We start from the raw sequence: 17,952 nt of genomic DNA on the forward strand, positions 1-17,952 counted from the left end.
ATCGGGTGAGTTGTTTCAGATCTAATAATTATTGTTCTAAATAAGGGTTTTCAAAACCGAGTTTAGCCAAAATTTCAATTTCGATGCCTTCCATTTCTTCAGCATCTGCTTCTGACGTTTCATGGTCATAGCCCATGAGGTGCAAAGTGCCATGTACCAACATATGGGTGAAATGCGTCAGTGGTGCTTTGTTTTGTTCTTTCGCTTCCAACAGCACCACAGGAATGCAAATGACCAAATCGCCAATAGGAAATGAGTCAAGGATTTGCGCCATTTCATCGGGTAAGTCGCTCGGGAAAGACAATACATTGGTTGATTTATCTTTGCCGCGATATTCCAAATTCAATTTATGACTTTCGTCATGGTCGACACAAGCAATGCCAATTTCACAGTTACTTTGTGTGCCAATATGACGTAAAACATTTTCTACAACTTTTTTGATATAGCCACGTTTCAAGACCAACTCAGGTGCTTGAAAGTCCTGTTGTAGAGAAAGACTCAGTTTCAAAATAGATCCTTAAATAATGATATCTGCGGGCATTTTAAAATGCCCGCAGACTTTAACTTAATGCTGAGCATCGGCAGCGGCATCATTTTCAGCCACCAAGGCCTCTTGACGCGCTTTGCGTTCAGCACGCGCTTCAGCCGTTAAGCGATGTTGTTCTGCATCCCATCCCTCATAAGCTTCAACAATTTTTTGCACTAATTGGTGGCGTACCACATCACGAGAGTGGAAGCGGGTAATGTGAATTTCTTTGATTTTGTCGATGATGCGTAAAGCATGCGCCAGACCAGATTGCTGACCACGCGGTAAGTCGACCTGTGTGATATCGCCTGTAATCACTGCGCGCGAACCAAAGCCTAAGCGTGTGAGGAACATTTTCATTTGTTCAGGCGTGGTGTTTTGCGCTTCATCTAAAATCACGAAAGAGTGGTTTAAAGTTCGACCACGCATATAAGCCAGTGGTGCGACTTCAATCACTTGACGTTCAATCAGTTTGGCCACTTTTTCAAAACCAAGCATTTCATACAAGGCATCGTAGAGTGGGCGCAAATAAGGGTCGATTTTTTGGCTTAAATCACCCGGCAGAAAACCAAGTTTTTCACCTGCTTCAACGGCAGGGCGAACCAATAAAATTCGTTGAATTTCATTACGTTCTAGCATGTCAACTGCGGCTGCAACTGCGAGATAGGTTTTACCTGTACCCGCAGGTCCAATACCAAAAGAAATATCACTTTGTAGAATACGCTGCACATAACGCTTTTGGTTGGCACCGCGTGGATTGATACGACCTTTACGGGTTTGGAGCCACACTTCATCTAAACCAGTTTGCTCTTGCCCATCGAGGTCTTCTTGCAATTCACGGTCAGTCTGACTGCCTTGAATCATGAGGTGTAAGGTATCGGCACTGATTTGTGCCGTATTTTCTGCTTCTTCATGCAGGCGATGGAGCAGACCTTCGGCTCTCTCAACTGCATCCATTTCACCATCGACATAAAATGCATCACCTCGATGGGAAATAGTGACATCTAAACGCTGTTCGATTTGTTTCAAATGACCGTTATAAGCACCGAGCATGCTCTTTAAACGTTCTATTGAAACCCCAGGAAAAGTTACTGTACGTCGAATCGCTGCAGTCAAGAGAATTCCTTTAAGTAGTCAGAATCTATTCCCTTACATTACGCCACGTCAGGCTCAAGATTCAAGAGTTCACCATAAACAAAATTCAAAGTTTTAATCTCTGTCACTTCGATTTCGGCGAAACGTCCGACCCATGCTGCATCACCAATAAAACTCACATAACGAGTGTTATCCGCCGTACCAATCAGTAAGTTTGGATCTTTGTCTGAAACTTTCTCGACCAAAACGCGTTGAATGGTGCCGAGCATGGCATCGGTCTTGTCAATACTCGAGCGTTTGATCCATTTTTGAACTTTGGATAAACGTTCTTTTTTTACCTCTTCAGAGGTGGTGTCTTCAAGATCAGACGCAGGTGTACCTGGACGTTTTGAATAGACAAAACTGTAGGAATGGTCGAAGTCCATATCTTTGATGAATTGATAGGTTTCTTCAAAGTGCGCATCGGTTTCACCCGGGAAACCAATGATGAAGTCACTGGATAAATGCATATCAGGACGAACTTTGCGTAATTTGGCAATTTTGTCGATATATACATCAATGGTGTGGTTACGCTTCATAGCTTGCAACACATCATTTGAACCACTTTGTACGGGCAAATGTAGATGCGACACCATTTGCGGTAGGTCACGGTAGCATTCAATTAAGTCATCATTAAACTCAAGTGGATGTGAGGTGGTGTAGCGTAAACGCCCAATCCCCGGAATTTCTGCCACCAGACGTAACAAGTCTGCAAAAGTACAGATATTGCCTTCGAAGGTTTCACCGCGGTAACCATTCACGTTTTGACCGAGCAAAGAAATCTCACGGACGCCTTTTTCGGCTAAGGTCGCAATTTCAGCTAAAACATCATCCAGCGGGCGAGAAACTTCTTCACCACGGGTGTAGGGCACCACACAGAATGAACAATATTTTGAACAACCTTCCATAATTGAAACAAAAGCCTTGTAACCTTCTACACGCGGTTCAGGTAAAAAGTCGAATTTTTCAATGTCTGGGAAAGAAATATCGACCAATTTGATTTTTTCTTTCTTGGGTTTTTCGATTTGATCAAAGTGCTGATCCAGCATCTGTGGCAAACGGTGCAAGGTTTGCGGGCCAAAAATCATGTCGACATAGTTGGCACGTTTTTGAATGTTGTCACCCTCTTGAGAGGCCACACAACCACCGACACCAATGATCAGGTCCGGATTTTTGTCTTTCAGCTTGCGCCAGCGACCCAATTCAGAGAACACTTTTTCTTGGGCTTTTTCACGAATCGAGCAGGTATTCATGAGTAGAATATCGGCTTCTTTCGGATTTTGGGTCAGCACATAACCGTGAGAGTCGCCAAGTAAGTCTGCCATACGGTGACTGTCATACTCATTCATCTGACACCCTTGCGTTTCGATATACAGTTTTTTAACTGATCCATCGATGGCTGGGGTGTGCTGTGGCTGGGTAACAGTGTTTTCTGAGGCAGCTTGGGCACCATTTGGAATGAAGGTTTGAACCGTCATGTAGGCTCCTAAGGGGGGGATAAATCTAGGTTTTTGTGTCTGATCGGTATCTGTGGCGGCGAAAGCAGAGCTTGGCTGGCGACAAAAAGGGTCGATCAAACACCATGTGAAATCTACGAAAGGCGCATATTTTAGCAGGAAATCTGAATAAACTTATAGCTTTAAATCTGAAGCTAAAAAGATTGATTTGTGAAGTGAAAATGCAGGAGAATTAATATTGTCTAATCATAAGGTTACATAAGAGAACAATAGAGTCTGTTATGAGTTATTAAACTAATGAAAATGATGAGACGAGACTAGGCAATCCAAAGATGACTGAAGGCAAACCCATGTTAAAACGATTACAGAATAAATATTATCAAGTGTTTGCGTTGGGTGTGGCTGCCTTAGGTCTATCGGCAGTGACACATGCCGCAGATGAACAGTTTAATGATGCCTTGCGTGCAGCAAATGCAGGCAATGTTGGTTTATTACAACAATATCAAAGCAGTATGCAGGGTGATGTACTGGGCTATTATCCTGAATACTGGGTGCTTAACAGTAATTTGGCATTGCAACCTGCGGCGAATATTGTTGGATTTGCACAGCGCTATCCTCAATCTGCTATGGCTGAGAAGTTAGCAGCAGATTACATCGAAGAAAAAGTCAAAATGGCCGACTTTACTTCTGCGCAGCCGGTATTGGCCTATGTGTCCAATGCAGATCGCGCAGAAAGTTGTGCTATAGCACAAGTCCGTGCCAAGTCTGGCGACCCTTTGGTTTTTGCTGAATATAAAGATGTTTGGCTCACGACCAATTCACAGCCTGAGTCTTGTACGGGGCTGGGGCGCATGATGTTGTCTAGTCCACTGATGACGGAACAAGACAAACAACAACGTTTATGGACGCAGCTACGTGCAGGGCAGTCAGGTCAAGCGATTGCAACCGCACAGACCATTGGCATGAATCTGTCTTTGGCGCAGCTGAATAGCATTCAAGTCGATCCACTGAACTATCTCTGGTCCGCACCGAAAGCATCGGTGGCAGATCAAGCATATTTAATTTATGCCATTGGCCGTTTAGCCGACAGTGATCTAAATACTGCACTGGCGTCGGTCAAGCGTGCTGCAGAGGGGACACCTGAGTTGGTACAAAAAGCGTTGTACCGTACCGTGGGGTATATCGGTGGCACAACTGTTATGAAAAATAATTTTAATGTGGAAGTGTTGCAAGCCTTCGATCGGAGCTATGGTTTAGCACTGAGTGAAGAAGAAGCTGAAATCTATGCACGCCAAGCCATTCGTTTCGGCGCATGGGAGAGTGTCATTCGTGCCATTGATGGCATGAGTGTGACGCAAAAACAAGAAGATCGCTGGCAATATTGGTTAGCCCGTGCTTCAGAACAACGTGGTGATGCAAAATCAAAAACACTGGCACGCGAGATCTTCAAAAAATTGTCAGTAGGTGACGATTATCATAACTTATTAGCAAAAGATCGTATTGGTCAGCGTTATCAAACGATTCCAGCAAATACACAACCGAGCAATGCTGATGCGCAGCGTTTGAGCCAAGATATTCACTTTAGTCGCGCTTTTGCACTGCGCAACGTCAATGCACCAGACAATTATGTCAACCGTGAGTGGAATTGGGCAGTTCGACAAGCTTATTTAAAACAAGATGATGGCTTAATTTTGGCTGCTGCCAAACGTGCCACAGAAATGGGATGGTATGACCGAGCGATCTATGCAGCCGATCGAACCGTCAAGCAACATAACTACAGTTATCGTTATGCTATGCCACATCAAAGCTATGTGGTCAGCCATAGTCGCAATGCAGGCATAGATCCTGCATGGGCATATGGGTTAATGCGCCAAGAAAGTCGTTTTGTTACCCATGCTCGCTCGCATGTTGGTGCAGGGGGCTTGATGCAAATCATGCCTGATACTGCAAAATTGGTCGCAAGACAAATGGGTGAAACCTATAATCCAGCCGCACTGAGTGATATGAATACCAATGTACGTTATGGCACATTCTATTTGTCCATGATTCAAAGCCAACTAAGCAACAGTCCTGTACTTGCCACAGCAGGTTATAACGCAGGGCCAAATCGTGCACGTCGTTGGCAGCCTGAAAATCAGCCGATTGCGGCAGATCAATACACCGAAAGTATTCCATTGAATGAAACTCGCGATTACGTCAAGCATGTGATGAGTAATGCGACACATTATGGTGTGCTGCTTGGACAGGGACCACAGTCGATCACCCAGCGCATGCAAAATATTCCTTTTAGAAGTCAATGATAAAGGCCTAGGCATTTTATGGTTTTGATGTCATCCCAATCAGTCTTAACGCAAAAGCTTCTGCTGTTGATCAGCAGTGGCATAGCTATGGGATTTTTTGCGACATCAGCCCATGCAACACCGACTGTGTTTGGCTATGTGATGGAAGTTCAAATGACACCCGCCGTGTGTTTGTTCGATAGTCAAGGCTCAAAGAAACGGAAATGTTTGGAAGGCTATTCACTCAATATCACAGGCTTATACCCTGAAACTACGACACGAGAGTGTCAGACCAAGTCTTCAGCTGTATTGTCTCCGCTTCAAACTAAAGTGGTGGCTAGGGTGATGCCCGATGAGCATGCACGTCGCCAGTTATGGGCTGAGATTGGGGGGTGTGTGCCGATGAGTGCCAGTCAATATTTCCGTAACGTGATTAATTATGCAGAACGTTTAAAAATTCCAGCAGATTTGACTTCATCTGAAAATAAAACCGCACAACTGCACAGTTTACGTGGACAGTTCCAGCGTTTAAATCCCGGACTGCCTGCCAGCGGGCTCCGTTTTAGCTGTCGTACTCACCGTCAAACCAATATTTTGACCGAAGTCAAAGTTTGTTATAAACCCAATGGTCAGTACAAAGGCTGTGCAGAGAATATACAAGAAAACTGCCCAAATTCTTTTGCGATCAAGGGTTCTTACTAATCTCTTTCCTTAAATTAATTTATATTTCCTATCATACTTTTGTTGGAATTCATTCTCTTTTACATGCATCTGTCAAAGTATTGGAGTACAATCTTTGCCGTTTATGATTATTAAGATTAGATAGAACAGCTATTTAATCATATAACGTTCCTCAAATGGAGATAAGTACATGAAGCAACCTGTTCGCGTTGCCGTTACTGGCGCTGCTGGTCAAATCGGTTATAGCCTATTATTCCGTATCGCTAGTGGCGAAATGTTAGGTAAAGACCAACCAGTTATTCTGCAATTGTTAGAAGTTCCTTTTGAGAAAGCTCAAGCTGCGCTTAAAGGCGTAATGATGGAATTAGACGACTGTGCTTTCCCATTATTGGCTGGCATGATCGGTACTGATGATCCAAAAGTTGCATTTAAAGATGCTGACTACGCGTTATTGGTTGGTTCACGTCCACGTGGTCCTGGTATGGAACGTGCTGACTTATTGAAAGTGAACGGTGAAATCTTCATCGGTCAAGGTCAAGCACTAAACGAAGTTGCTAGCCGTGACGTTAAAGTACTTGTTGTAGGTAACCCTGCAAATACAAATGCTTACATCGCAATGAAATCTGCTCCAGATCTTCCAGCGAAAAACTTCACAGCAATGTTACGTCTTGACCACAACCGTGCGTTGACTCAAATTGCTCAAAAAGCGGGTGTTGCTGTAGCAGACATCAAAAACATGACTGTTTGGGGTAACCACTCTCCAACGATGTATGCTGACTACCGTTTTGCAACTGTAAACGGCGAAAGCTTAAAAGACAAAATCAACGATGCTGACTGGAATGCGAATGTATTCCTTCCAACTGTTGGTAAACGTGGTGCTGCGATTATCGAAGCGCGTGGTTTGTCTTCAGCTGCTTCAGCTGCGAACGCTGCTATCGACCATATGCGCGATTGGGCTCTTGGCACAAATGGCGAATGGGTAACGATGGGTATTCCTTCTGACGGTTCTTATGGTATTCCTGAAGGCGTAATGTACGGTGTTCCTGTAACTTGCGAAAATGGCGAATACACACGTGTTGAAGGCCTAGAAATCGATGCGTTCAGCCGTGAGCGTATGGACAAAACTCTTCAAGAACTTGAAGAAGAGCGCGCAGCAATTGCTGACATGCTTAAATAATTAAAAACCGATCGGTTTAAGATCTGTTTTGAAAAAGCACTCCATTTGGGGTGCTTTTTTATATGGGGTGTTTATTGAACAAAAAATAACATGCTGTGATGTAGATACAACTGAGCGTAGATGGGCAAAGGTTTATTCTAAAAGGGCATGATCAGGGCTTGAGGAGAACAATGATGTTTGACCAACAACCGACTTTAGAACTTTTATTTGAACAATTGGGGCTTGATGCGAGTGCGGAAGCAATCGATCAGTTTATTGAAACACACCAACTTACTTCAGACGTTCCATTACATAAAGCACCCTTTTGGTCAAAAGTACAGCATGACTTCATTATCAGTAATTGGAAAAAAGATGATGAATGGGCAATGGTGGTCGACCTGTTAAATGAACAATTGCATACAGAACATACGCTTTCAGGTTCGTGTCATTTATAATCACAAATTGAAACAACAAACCTAGTTTTATGACTAGGTTTTTTTAGAAAATACATATAAGTTAATTCAATAATAATTGACAATAGTATTGATAAGGAGGCCGAGATGCTCAGTCAACATAAACCATCCTTAGAGCTTTTATTTTCGCAACTGGGACTCGCCAATAGTGCGGCTGCCATCGAGTTATATATTCGTACGCATCAACTTCCTGCTCATCAATCTTTACACGACGCACCGTTTTGGAATTCCGCACAACGTGCGCTATTAATCAGTCATTTGGTTCAAGATGATGATTGGGCGATTATGGTTGATGAGCTCAATCAACAGTTGCATCTTGATGCTTATAAACTTCAAACTGCTTAAATTGATTTTATGCCGTCGTCATTTGAAGATTGGAATTGACCCATAAAAAAACGCCTGATTTCAGGCGTTTTTTTATTTGTGCATTTTAGTGCAATTTACTTTGCATCAGCTTGATAAACCAATCTTCTTGATGAAGGTCAACAAAAGCGGCATGTTCACGCAGTAAAACGAAATCAAACTCGGTGCTTTTCGCATATTTACCAAGCCAGTGTCGTGCCAATGCCGACTCTTTTCTACTGACCGAGGCATAGGCCAAAAACAGGTAAATATCGCCCTGACCATAGCTGGTCAGTGGTTTTAAAATTTGCTGTGTAATCAACGCAAAGCGATCTTCTTTGGTGATTTCAAAGTACAGCATATAAGCCTTAGCAAGGTGCAAAGACAAATTGAGGTACAAAGACAGAGGCATTTCCTCAAACTCAATTCGGCCTTGCTCAAGTAATACCACCGCTTCTTGTAAAAAGTGCACTTGCTCTTGGCGCAGTTGGCTCAGTGTGACCAACTGTAAGCGCAAATCAGCGCGCTCAAGGGCTAATTCAGGGCTATTGCCTTGTAGGTAGAGTTGATCTGTTTCACCAATACGCTGAATAATTTGTTGACTGCTGGCACGCATCGGTTACATCCTCATCAATTGATGTTCAGTATATGAGGATACTTCTTACAATTTAAAGTCTTTTTGCTTGAATCACAGGATTGTACTGTCACTCCGTAACCACCCAGTAATCGATAAACGCTGATGTTTGGCTTCTAAAACCTCATGCAGTAAGTCACTTTGAAACAATGCAATACGATTCGGTTTGGGTTGTAGCACATGCCAAATGTCATTTTTATCTTGCAGATGAAGTTCACCGCCCCAATCATCTTGCCAGTCTTCGTGTAAATAATAAACCGTAGAAATCATGCGGCCATTTTTGCCTTGAGGATTATCACGATGTAGGGCATAAAACTCGCCAGCGTTATAGCAAGCAAAATGAGCTTCGACGTCTCGAATACCAAGATAAAAGGCACGATTTAGTTCCTGACCCAAACTATAAAGGGCTTGAACATGTTGATTGGAAATAACGAGTTCGGGATTGAGCCATAAAATGTGATCACTACGGATCTTGCTGATGACACCGTTTTGAATAGCGGCTTCACTAAAGCGATTTAAGTTCGAAGTACATTCTTCAATGAGTTGATGTACATAGTCATCAGAGTAGGCGTCATCAATGATGGCAAAACCATGTTGATCTAAATCATCTAGGATTTGATCAACATTCCAAGACTTTGGGAGAAGAACTGCTTCCATTACATTAACCTAAAAAAGACAAAGAAAAGCCACGGTTATTCTAGTGTATGAAAGCAATCTGAACGAAACTATTTTTCATGCTAAAATACTCATTGATTTTAGGAATGATAGAAACATGAATTACCGTCACCACTTCCATGCAGGTAACTTTGCAGATGTCATGAAGCATGTCCTTTTGCTTCAGATTTTGACTCGCCTCAATCAAAAAGATAAACCGTATCGTTATATTGATACGCATGGCGGTGCTGGTAAATATGATTTATCAACTTCAGAAGCACAGAAGTCGGGTGAGTTCTTAAATGGTATTCACCGTTTAGTAAAACTTGATGACTCGATTAAGCGTAATGCACCTGAAGGTGTTCAGCAGTATTTAAAAATTGTTGAAAAAATGCGTGAAGGTTCAGGTAAGGGCGCTTATCCAGGTTCGCCGTGGTTTGCATTGGAAGGTATGCGCGAAATCGATAAAGCCACCATTTTTGAAATGCAGCGTGATGTATTCCAACAGTTGTATTACAACGTTCGTGACAAACGCGCGGGCTTACATGAGCGCGATGCGTATGAAGGGCTATTTGGCGTTATTCCACCCAAAGAAAAACGCGGTTTGGTGATGATTGATCCACCTTACGAAGTGGAGCGTAAAGATTTCCCTCAATTGGTTGATCTCATAGCGACTGCATATAAAAAATGGCCAACGGGTGTGTTTGCAATTTGGTATCCAATCAAAGACCGCGCCATGATTGACCGTTTTGAAAAGAAAATGATTAAAACCGGTATTCGCCGTCAGTTGATCTGTGAAGTATGTGTTTGGCCAGATGATACCCCAGTGGGCTTAAACGGCTGTGGTCTGTTGGTGATTAACCCACCTTGGAAGTTTTCTGAAGATGCAGATGAAGCGCTACAATGGTTATTCCCACATTTGCGTATGAGTGAAAATGGTGGTCATGCTGCTGTTCGTTGGTTAGTTGGCGAATAAAGATAGACTATAAGAGAAAAGGCTACATTAGGATCGACAGAGAATGACAAATATAAATAAACCTGAAAGCGAATCTTCACCCCGCAGTACGCCTACTTTTGATGGGATTACTTTCGAGGTGGAAGAAGAAGAGCACACACAGGAAGGTCAAAAAGTAAAACGTCGAGGTATTTATTTGTGGCCGAACCTGATTACAACGGCAGCGTTGTTGTCAGGCTTTTATTCCATCATTGCCAGTATGAATGGCAACTTCCAGCAAGCGATTTATGCCATTTTCTTGGCAGCGTTGTTGGATGGCTTAGATGGCCGTGTTGCACGAGCCATTGGTGCGCAGAGTGCTTTTGGTGAACAGTATGATTCTTTATCTGATCTATTGGCGTTCGGTGTTGCACCCGCTATTTTGATGTATAGCTGGAGTTTGGATTCGCTCGGTCGCATAGGTTTGGCGTGTTGTTTTGTCTACACTGCCTGTGCTGCGTTCCGTCTAGCTCGTTTTAATGTGCAAATTGGTGTGGTCGATAAGCGTTACTTTATTGGTGTAGCTAGTCCACTTGCTGCCATTATTATTATTTCATTGGTTTGGGTCGGACTCGATTTCCCCGAAATTTTTGATATTCGTGAGCGGGGTATTCAAGCCATCAGTGCAGCAGTGATTGTGTCTGTGGGGCTCCTCATGATTTCGAATATTAAATATTATTCATTTAAAACGGTAGATCGTAAACGAGTACCATTTTTTGTCCTTCCTATCGCGGTCTTTATTTTTGCTGCAATAACTTACAATATTCCTGTCGGTATTTTGGTCATTTCCTTGATTTATGCATTATCTGGCTTTATTACTACGTTTTTAGCACGACGTCAGCACAGCCCATCATGAGTTAATGATATGTAGAAGGAGTATGATATGTGGTTGTTTCAAGATTTTCTCGATCAGTCTAAACAACTTAATCAGGCTCCTTCAGGGTCACTCCCTGCTTATCATCCGCCCAATAAAAAATATAAAATTATTCATCAAGCTTTAACCATTCCCAATCTTCCTGCACCACTGCATTATTTAAATTTTTTGAGCATGATTGGTCAGCCCAATACGCCTATGTTTCGCAATAATAGTGCAATCAGAACTACACCTTTAGATACTGCTACGGTATTGGCCAGCAGTAGCCCACATATGGCTGGGCAACTGAACCGCTATTCAATTTCTGTGGAATGTTCATTTCAAGAAAAAACATTTAAATTTGCCAACAAAGAACAACTCATGGGAGCGTTCCCAAAATTTCAAATTCAAAGAAAAGACACAGAATTGAGTTTTGAGATTGAAATTACAACAACGCCGCTGATTTCACATTTCACCAAATTGCGTTTTGGTCTTGCTGAGCATTGGTCTGTATTGTGTCGATGTCAGGGAGAAGTTAAATATAAAGAACAGTGCTTTGACATTGACCAGTTGGGAGCTTTTGAATACGCGCGCAGTATCGACTTTAGTTATTTACCCTTAGCGTTTTTCACATATCAAGTCATTAATCTAGTAGATCAGCGTCAGTTATTGTTAGAACAAATTCGAGATTCGTTTAATCGAATTGTACAGTCACGTATCTATATACGTGATTTACAAAAACAACAAACCCATATGTTTGATCGGATGGTGCGCTTTCAAGTTCATCGTGTTTATCCTGCTGTGAAAACTCCCAATGGGCAAAAAATGTATTTACCGCGAGAGTTTGAATGGCATTATCAAGATGAGCAGGGACATCACATTCATCTTTACGCTCAAAGTCGTGGTGATTTTAAATTTGGTTTGGCTGCGGGTTATGTAGGTAGCTTTAAATATCAACTCAAAATGGATAATTATGAGGAACAGGGCGAAAGTGGTTATTGTGAATATGTGGATTGTCGTGCATTAAAGTGGCAAGAAAAAAAATCACAAGAAAAAAATCGAAATGAAATTGGAGAAATTGTTCCCTTTTCACTCAAGAAATAAGAAAAAAACATCATTTTGCTGAATAAGTAAACAGTTGGAAGTTTTTTTATAAATAATTGAATAAAGGGGGTTGTGTTGGTTTGGAAATGCTGTAGAATGCACATCCATCGGCGGTGATGTTGATTAAAACTTGTTAAGAAACAAGGATTTAGCCCAAGTGGTAGAATCTGGAAGTCTTGAATAAGTTTAAAAATAATTAACAAAACCAGTTGACTTCTTCTTGAAAGAGAGTAGTATGGCCGACCTAGCTTGCTGATGACGAATCAGTAAGAAGATCATTAAGAGATTATGAAGAACAACTTGTGTGGATTTTTACTGATTGATCGATCGAAAATATTTCATTGATTGAATGGTAAAAATTACTCGAAGTTTATTTGAGAAATATTTGTCAGAAAATTGATGAGCCAAGATTTGTAGCCATAAGCTACTAATGATTTTTAACTGAAGAGTTTGATCATGGCTCAGATTGAACGCTGGCGGCAGGCTTAACACATGCAAGTCGAGCGGGGAAAGGTAGCTTGCTACCTGACCTAGCGGCGGACGGGTGAGTAATGCTTAGGAATCTGCCTATTAGTGGGGGACAACATTCCGAAAGGAATGCTAATACCGCATACGCCCTACGGGGGAAAGCAGGGGATCTTCGGACCTTGCGCTAATAGATGAGCCTAAGTCAGATTAGCTAGTTGGTGGGGTAAAGGCCTACCAAGGCGACGATCTGTAGCGGGTCTGAGAGGATGATCCGCCACACTGGGACTGAGACACGGCCCAGACTCCTACGGGAGGCAGCAGTGGGGAATATTGGACAATGGGCGAAAGCCTGATCCAGCCATGCCGCGTGTGTGAAGAAGGCCTTTTGGTTGTAAAGCACTTTAAGCGAGGAGGAGGCTACTTAGATTAATACTCTAGGATAGTGGACGTTACTCGCAGAATAAGCACCGGCTAACTCTGTGCCAGCAGCCGCGGTAATACAGAGGGTGCGAGCGTTAATCGGATTTACTGGGCGTAAAGCGTGCGTAGGCGGCTTCTTAAGTCGGATGTGAAATCCCTGAGCTTAACTTAGGAATTGCATTCGATACTGGGAAGCTAGAGTATGGGAGAGGATGGTAGAATTCCAGGTGTAGCGGTGAAATGCGTAGAGATCTGGAGGAATACCGATGGCGAAGGCAGCCATCTGGCCTAATACTGACGCTGAGGTACGAAAGCATGGGGAGCAAACAGGATTAGATACCCTGGTAGTCCATGCCGTAAACGATGTCTACTAGCCGTTGGGGCCTTTGAGGCTTTAGTGGCGCAGCTAACGCGATAAGTAGACCGCCTGGGGAGTACGGTCGCAAGACTAAAACTCAAATGAATTGACGGGGGCCCGCACAAGCGGTGGAGCATGTGGTTTAATTCGATGCAACGCGAAGAACCTTACCTGGTCTTGACATAGTAAGAACTTTCCAGAGATGGATTGGTGCCTTCGGGAACTTACATACAGGTGCTGCATGGCTGTCGTCAGCTCGTGTCGTGAGATGTTGGGTTAAGTCCCGCAACGAGCGCAACCCTTTTCCTTATTTGCCAGCGGGTTAAGCCGGGAACTTTAAGGATACTGCCAGTGACAAACTGGAGGAAGGCGGGGACGACGTCAAGTCATCATGGCCCTTACGACCAGGGCTACACACGTGCTACAATGGTCGGTACAAAGGGTTGCTACCTAGCGATAGGATGCTAATCTCAAAAAGCCGATCGTAGTCCGGATTGGAGTCTGCAACTCGACTCCATGAAGTCGGAATCGCTAGTAATCGCGGATCAGAATGCCGCGGTGAATACGTTCCCGGGCCTTGTACACACCGCCCGTCACACCATGGGAATTTGTTGCACCAGAAGTAGGTAGTCTAACCGCAAGGAGGACGCTTACCACGGTGTGGCCGATGACTGGGGTGAAGTCGTAACAAGGTAGCCGTAGGGGAACCTGCGGCTGGATCACCTCCTTAACGAAAGATTGACGATTGGTAAGAATCCACAACAAGTTGTTCTTCATGACGATGTATCTGAGGGTCTGTAGCTCAGTTGGTTAGAGCACACGCTTGATAAGCGTGGGGTCACAAGTTCAAGTCTTGTCAGACCCACCAAATCTGACTAACAAGCATTATTAAATGCTGAATACAGAAAAACAGAGACATTGACTTATTGATAAGCTGGGGACTTAGCTTAGTTGGTAGAGCGCCTGCTTTGCACGCAGGAGGTCAGGAGTTCGACTCTCCTAGTCTCCACCAAATTTCAAGACAAGAAAACTTAAAGCACTGCTTTAAGGCTTTTCCTTGAAATTTAAGCAAGAAGCTATGCTTCGCGCAGATAGGTTGGATTACAGAAATTAGTAAGTAGATAACTTATTAACTTCTGTGATTTATCACAGTTTCCTGACCTGACGAAGGCTGGAAAAATCATTAACAGAATATATTTGAGTTGAAATAATTTGTTCATACTCGTTTTTAAGATCGACATTAACAGTGATTTATTACTGATTGATGAAGGTTGAAGAAATGAGTTACTAGCGAAATTAACTGAATCAAGCGTTTTGGTATGTGAATTGAATTGAAGCTGTACAGTGTTTAAGTACACAGAGCAACAAACTGTAAGGAAGTGATGAGAAATCATCATAGACTGTCTTAATCCTACTTGTAGGGATTAACGACTGTTTGGGGTTGTATAGTCAAGTAATTAAGTGCATGTGGTGGATGCCTTGGCAGTCAGAGGCGATGAAAGACGTAATAGCCTGCGATAAGCTCCGGGGAGGCGGCAAATATCCTGTGATCCGGAGATTTCTGAATGGGGAAACCCACCTGTCATAAGGCAGGTATCGTATGATGAATACATAGTCATACGAGGCGAACGAGGGGAAGTGAAACATCTCAGTACCCTTAGGAAAAGAAATCAATTGAGATTCCCTCAGTAGCGGCGAGCGAACGGGGAAAAGCCCATTAAGTCATATCAGTTTTAGTGGAATGCTCTGGGAAGTGCAACCATAGTGGGTGATAGTCCTGTACACGAAAGGGCTGATATGATGATGTCGAGTAGGGCGGGGCACGTGAAACCTTGTCTGAATATGGGGGGACCATCCTCCAAGGCTAAATACTCCTGACTGACCGATAGTGAACCAGTACCGTGAGGGAAAGGCGAAAAGAACCCCTGTGAGGGGAGTGAAATAGATCCTGAAACCGCATGCATACAAGCAGTGGGAGCCGACTTGTTCGGTGACTGCGTACCTTTTGTATAATGGGTCAGCGACTTACATTCAGTAGCAAGGTTAACCGCATAGGGGAGCCGTAGAGAAATCGAGTCTTAATAGGGCGTTTAGTTGCTGGGTGTAGACCCGAAACCGGGTGATCTATCCATGAGCAGGTTGAAGGTTGGGTAACACTAACTGGAGGACCGAACCCACTGTCGTTGAAAAGCCAGGGGATGACTTGTGGATAGGGGTGAAAGGCTAATCAAACTCGGTGATAGCTGGTTCTCCCCGAAAGCTATTTAGGTAGCGCCTCGGACGAATACCATTGGGGGTAGAGCACTGTTTCGGCTAGGGGGTCATCCCGACTTACCAAACCGATGCAAACTCCGAATACCAATGAGTACTATCCGGGAGACAGACTGCGGGTGCTAACGTCCGTAGTCAAGAGGAAAACAATCCAGACCGCCAGCTAAGGCCCCAAAATTATAGTTAAGTGGGAAACGATGTGGGAAGGCATAGACAGCTAGGAGGTTGGCTTAGAAGCAGCCACCCTTTAAAGAAAGCGTAATAGCTCACTAGTCGAGTCGGCCTGCGCGGAAGATGTAACGGGGCTAAAACTATATGCCGAAGCTGCGGATTTGCAATTTATTGCAAGTGGTAGGGGAGCGTTCTGTAAGCCGATGAAGGTGTATTGAGAAGTATGCTGGAGGTATCAGAAGTGCGAATGCTGACGTGAGTAACGACAATGCGAGTGAAAAACTCGCACGCTGAAAGACCAAGGGTTCCAGTCCAACGTTAATCGGGGCTGGGTGAGTCGACCCCTAAGGCGAGGCCGAGAGGCGTAGTCGATGGGAAATTGGTTAATATTCCAATACTTCTATGTAATGCGATGAGAGGACGGAGAAGGTTAAGTCAGCCTGGCGTTGGTTGTCCAGGTGGAAGGTTGTAGGCATGTATCTTAGGCAAATCCGGGGTACTCTATGCTGAGAACTGATAGCAAGCTGTACTTGTACAGTGAAGTGGCTGATACCATGCTTCCAGGAAAAGTCTCTAAGCTTCAGTTACATAGGAATCGTACCCGAAACCGACACAGGTGGTCAGGTCGAGTAGACCAAAGCGCTTGAGAGAACTCTGCTGAAGGAACTAGGCAAAATGGTACCGTAACTTCGGGAGAAGGTACGCTGCCGACGGTGATAGGATTTACTCCTTGAGCTATTGGCAGCCACAGAAACCAGGCCCCTGCAACTGTTTATTAAAAACATAGCACTCTGCAAACACGAAAGTGGACGTATAGGGTGTGATGCCTGCCCGGTGCTGGAAGGTTAATTGATGGGGTTAGCGTAAGCGAAGCTCTTGATCGAAGCCCCAGTAAACGGCGGCCGTAACTATAACGGTCCTAAGGTAGCGAAATTCCTTGTCGGGTAAGTTCCGACCTGCACGAATGGCATAATGATGGGGGCGCTGTCTCCAGCAGAGACTCAGTGAAATCGAATTCGCCGTGAAGATGCGGTGTACCCGCGGCTAGACGGAAAGACCCCGTGAACCTTTACTGCAGCTTGACATTGAACTTTGATCTTACTTGTGTAGGATAGGTGGGAGGCTTTGAAACCGAGACGCTAGTTTCGGTGGAGCCAATCTTGAAATACCACCCTGGTAATATTGAGGTTCTAACTCTGTCCCGTTATCCGGGACGAGGACCATGTCTGGTGGGTAGTTTGACTGGGGCGGTCTCCTCCTAAAGAGTAACGGAGGAGTACGAAGGTGCGCTCAGCGTGGTCGGAAATCACGCGTAGAGTATAAAGGCAAAAGCGCGCTTAACTGCGAGACCCACAAGTCGAGCAGGTACGAAAGTAGGTCTTAGTGATCCGGTGGTTCTGTATGGAAGGGCCATCGCTCAACGGATAAAAGGTACTCTGGGGATAACAGGCTGATACCGCCCAAGAGTTCATATCGACGGCGGTGTTTGGCACCTCGATGTCGGCTCATCTCATCCTGGGGCTGAAGCAGGTCCCAAGGGTATGGCTGTTCGCCATTTAAAGAGGTACGCGAGCTGGGTTTAGAACGTCGTGAGACAGTTCGGTCCCTATCTACCGTGGGCGTTGGAAATTTGAGAGGATCTGCTCCTAGTACGAGAGGACCAGAGTGGACGAACCTCTGGTGTACCGGTTGTGACGCCAGTCGCATCGCCGGGTAGCTATGTTCGGAAGGGATAACCGCTGAAAGCATCTAAGCGGGAAGCCTACCTCAAGATAAGATTTCCCTAGGACTTTATGTCCTCTAAAGAGCCGTTGAAGACTACGACGTTGATAGGTTGGATGTGGAAGCATAGTGATATGTGAAGCTGACCAATACTAATTGCTCGTGAGGCTTGACTATACAACACCCAAACAGTTGGTGTTGTGGTTCAAATCACTGCAAACAACTTGATTTAGTTATAAAGCTAGATAAAATATC

At 44.1% G+C, this 17,952-nt stretch carries 13 protein-coding genes, 2 tRNA genes and 2 rRNA genes; 12 read left to right on the forward strand and 5 right to left on the reverse strand.

The features are described 5' to 3' along the window. Window positions 1-28 precede the first annotated feature (28 nt). The 3 genes from ybeY to miaB are packed head-to-tail and all read right to left on the reverse strand — an operon-like array spanning window position 29 to window position 3,138. The gene (gene ybeY / locus AC4MC0_RS02170) at window positions 29-508 is read right to left on the reverse strand and encodes an rRNA maturation RNase YbeY (protein WP_183175858.1); all 480 of its coding nucleotides are present in this window, start codon (window positions 506-508) and stop codon (window positions 29-31) included. Between the two features lie 57 nt (window positions 509-565). After that, window positions 566-1,642: a PhoH family protein gene (locus AC4MC0_RS02175; protein WP_262471279.1), complete on the reverse strand. Its 1,077-nt coding sequence runs from the start codon at window positions 1,640-1,642 to the stop codon at window positions 566-568. Between the two features lie 38 nt (window positions 1,643-1,680). Continuing rightward, complete coding sequence (gene miaB / locus AC4MC0_RS02180; RefSeq protein ID WP_259233003.1) at window positions 1,681-3,138, reverse strand: tRNA (N6-isopentenyl adenosine(37)-C2)-methylthiotransferase MiaB; 1,458 nt, start codon at window positions 3,136-3,138, stop codon at window positions 1,681-1,683. 311 nt (window positions 3,139-3,449) lie between these two features. Between miaB and AC4MC0_RS02185 the strand changes: the two genes are divergently transcribed. From AC4MC0_RS02185 to AC4MC0_RS02205, 5 genes are all read left to right on the forward strand, one after another. Then, a complete protein-coding gene (locus AC4MC0_RS02185) occupies window positions 3,450-5,417 on the forward strand; it encodes a lytic transglycosylase domain-containing protein (protein WP_278344969.1) in 1,968 nt (655 codons plus the stop codon). Window positions 5,418-5,504: 87 nt separating this feature from the next. Next, window positions 5,505-6,098, forward strand: a complete 594-nt coding sequence (locus AC4MC0_RS02190; protein ID WP_372239180.1) for a ribonuclease T2 family protein — start codon at window positions 5,505-5,507, stop codon at window positions 6,096-6,098. Between the two features lie 169 nt (window positions 6,099-6,267). Further along, window positions 6,268-7,254: a malate dehydrogenase gene (locus AC4MC0_RS02195; protein ID WP_004691225.1), complete on the forward strand. Its 987-nt coding sequence runs from the start codon at window positions 6,268-6,270 to the stop codon at window positions 7,252-7,254. 173 nt (window positions 7,255-7,427) lie between these two features. Beyond that, window positions 7,428-7,688: a DUF2789 family protein gene (locus AC4MC0_RS02200; protein ID WP_114837375.1), complete on the forward strand. Its 261-nt coding sequence runs from the start codon at window positions 7,428-7,430 to the stop codon at window positions 7,686-7,688. A gap of 105 nt (window positions 7,689-7,793) precedes the next feature. Then, window positions 7,794-8,051: a DUF2789 family protein gene (locus AC4MC0_RS02205; RefSeq protein ID WP_004691219.1), complete on the forward strand. Its 258-nt coding sequence runs from the start codon at window positions 7,794-7,796 to the stop codon at window positions 8,049-8,051. A gap of 85 nt (window positions 8,052-8,136) precedes the next feature. Here AC4MC0_RS02205 and AC4MC0_RS02210 read toward each other — a convergent pair whose 3' ends face one another. Both AC4MC0_RS02210 and AC4MC0_RS02215 read right to left on the reverse strand, forming a co-directional pair. After that, window positions 8,137-8,664: a hypothetical protein gene (locus tag AC4MC0_RS02210; protein WP_004691217.1), complete on the reverse strand. Its 528-nt coding sequence runs from the start codon at window positions 8,662-8,664 to the stop codon at window positions 8,137-8,139. Between the two features lie 72 nt (window positions 8,665-8,736). Further along, window positions 8,737-9,339, reverse strand: coding sequence for a 2OG-Fe(II) oxygenase (locus tag AC4MC0_RS02215; RefSeq protein WP_336000867.1), 603 nt, complete (start codon window positions 9,337-9,339; stop codon window positions 8,737-8,739). Between the two features lie 115 nt (window positions 9,340-9,454). On the opposite strand from AC4MC0_RS02215, the gene AC4MC0_RS02220 reads away from it, so the two are divergent. The 7 genes from AC4MC0_RS02220 to AC4MC0_RS02250 all read left to right on the forward strand — a co-directional run bounded on the left by AC4MC0_RS02220 (window position 9,455) and on the right by AC4MC0_RS02250 (window position 17,874). Further along, window positions 9,455-10,312 carry a 23S rRNA (adenine(2030)-N(6))-methyltransferase RlmJ gene (locus tag AC4MC0_RS02220; RefSeq protein ID WP_004691214.1) on the forward strand — a complete coding sequence of 286 codons (858 nt, stop codon included), beginning with the start codon at window positions 9,455-9,457 and terminating at the stop codon, window positions 10,310-10,312. Between the two features lie 43 nt (window positions 10,313-10,355). After that, window positions 10,356-11,186 (forward strand): CDP-diacylglycerol--serine O-phosphatidyltransferase, encoded by an 831-nt coding sequence (gene pssA, locus AC4MC0_RS02225; protein ID WP_004977822.1) that lies wholly within the window; start codon window positions 10,356-10,358, stop codon window positions 11,184-11,186. A 27-nt stretch (window positions 11,187-11,213) separates the two neighbouring features. Beyond that, window positions 11,214-12,287: a DUF6670 family protein gene (locus tag AC4MC0_RS02230; protein WP_131230629.1), complete on the forward strand. Its 1,074-nt coding sequence runs from the start codon at window positions 11,214-11,216 to the stop codon at window positions 12,285-12,287. Between the two features lie 438 nt (window positions 12,288-12,725). Then, window positions 12,726-14,263 (forward strand): 16S ribosomal RNA (locus AC4MC0_RS02235). A 61-nt stretch (window positions 14,264-14,324) separates the two neighbouring features. Beyond that, a tRNA-Ile gene (locus tag AC4MC0_RS02240) sits at window positions 14,325-14,401 on the forward strand. Between the two features lie 68 nt (window positions 14,402-14,469). Further along, a tRNA-Ala gene (locus AC4MC0_RS02245) sits at window positions 14,470-14,545 on the forward strand. Window positions 14,546-14,980: 435 nt separating this feature from the next. Next, window positions 14,981-17,874 (forward strand): 23S ribosomal RNA (locus tag AC4MC0_RS02250). Together the 16S and 23S rRNA genes with 2 tRNA genes alongside form the textbook arrangement of a ribosomal RNA operon. Window positions 17,875-17,952 lie beyond the last annotated feature (78 nt).

It is taken from the genome of Acinetobacter sp. CAU_H_S139_7 (genome assembly GCF_058599305.1).

Bases quoted from the DNA above. Each gene is read 5' to 3' on its own strand.
- miaB (WP_259233003.1), bottom strand. From the start codon at position 3,138: ATGACGGTTCAAACCTTCATTCCAAATGGTGCCCAAGCTGCCTCAGAA.
- AC4MC0_RS02185 (WP_278344969.1), top strand. From the start codon at position 3,450: ATGACTGAAGGCAAACCCATGTTAAAACGATTACAGAATAAATATTAT.
- AC4MC0_RS02190 (WP_372239180.1), top strand. From the start codon at position 5,505: ATGGGATTTTTTGCGACATCAGCCCATGCAACACCGACTGTGTTTGGC.
- AC4MC0_RS02195 (WP_004691225.1), top strand. From the start codon at position 6,268: ATGAAGCAACCTGTTCGCGTTGCCGTTACTGGCGCTGCTGGTCAAATC.
- AC4MC0_RS02200 (WP_114837375.1), top strand. From the start codon at position 7,428: ATGTTTGACCAACAACCGACTTTAGAACTTTTATTTGAACAATTGGGG.
- AC4MC0_RS02205 (WP_004691219.1), top strand. From the start codon at position 7,794: ATGCTCAGTCAACATAAACCATCCTTAGAGCTTTTATTTTCGCAACTG.
- AC4MC0_RS02210 (WP_004691217.1), bottom strand. From the start codon at position 8,664: ATGCGTGCCAGCAGTCAACAAATTATTCAGCGTATTGGTGAAACAGAT.
- AC4MC0_RS02215 (WP_336000867.1), bottom strand. From the start codon at position 9,339: ATGGAAGCAGTTCTTCTCCCAAAGTCTTGGAATGTTGATCAAATCCTA.
- AC4MC0_RS02220 (WP_004691214.1), top strand. From the start codon at position 9,455: ATGAATTACCGTCACCACTTCCATGCAGGTAACTTTGCAGATGTCATG.
- pssA (WP_004977822.1), top strand. From the start codon at position 10,356: ATGACAAATATAAATAAACCTGAAAGCGAATCTTCACCCCGCAGTACG.
- AC4MC0_RS02230 (WP_131230629.1), top strand. From the start codon at position 11,214: ATGTGGTTGTTTCAAGATTTTCTCGATCAGTCTAAACAACTTAATCAG.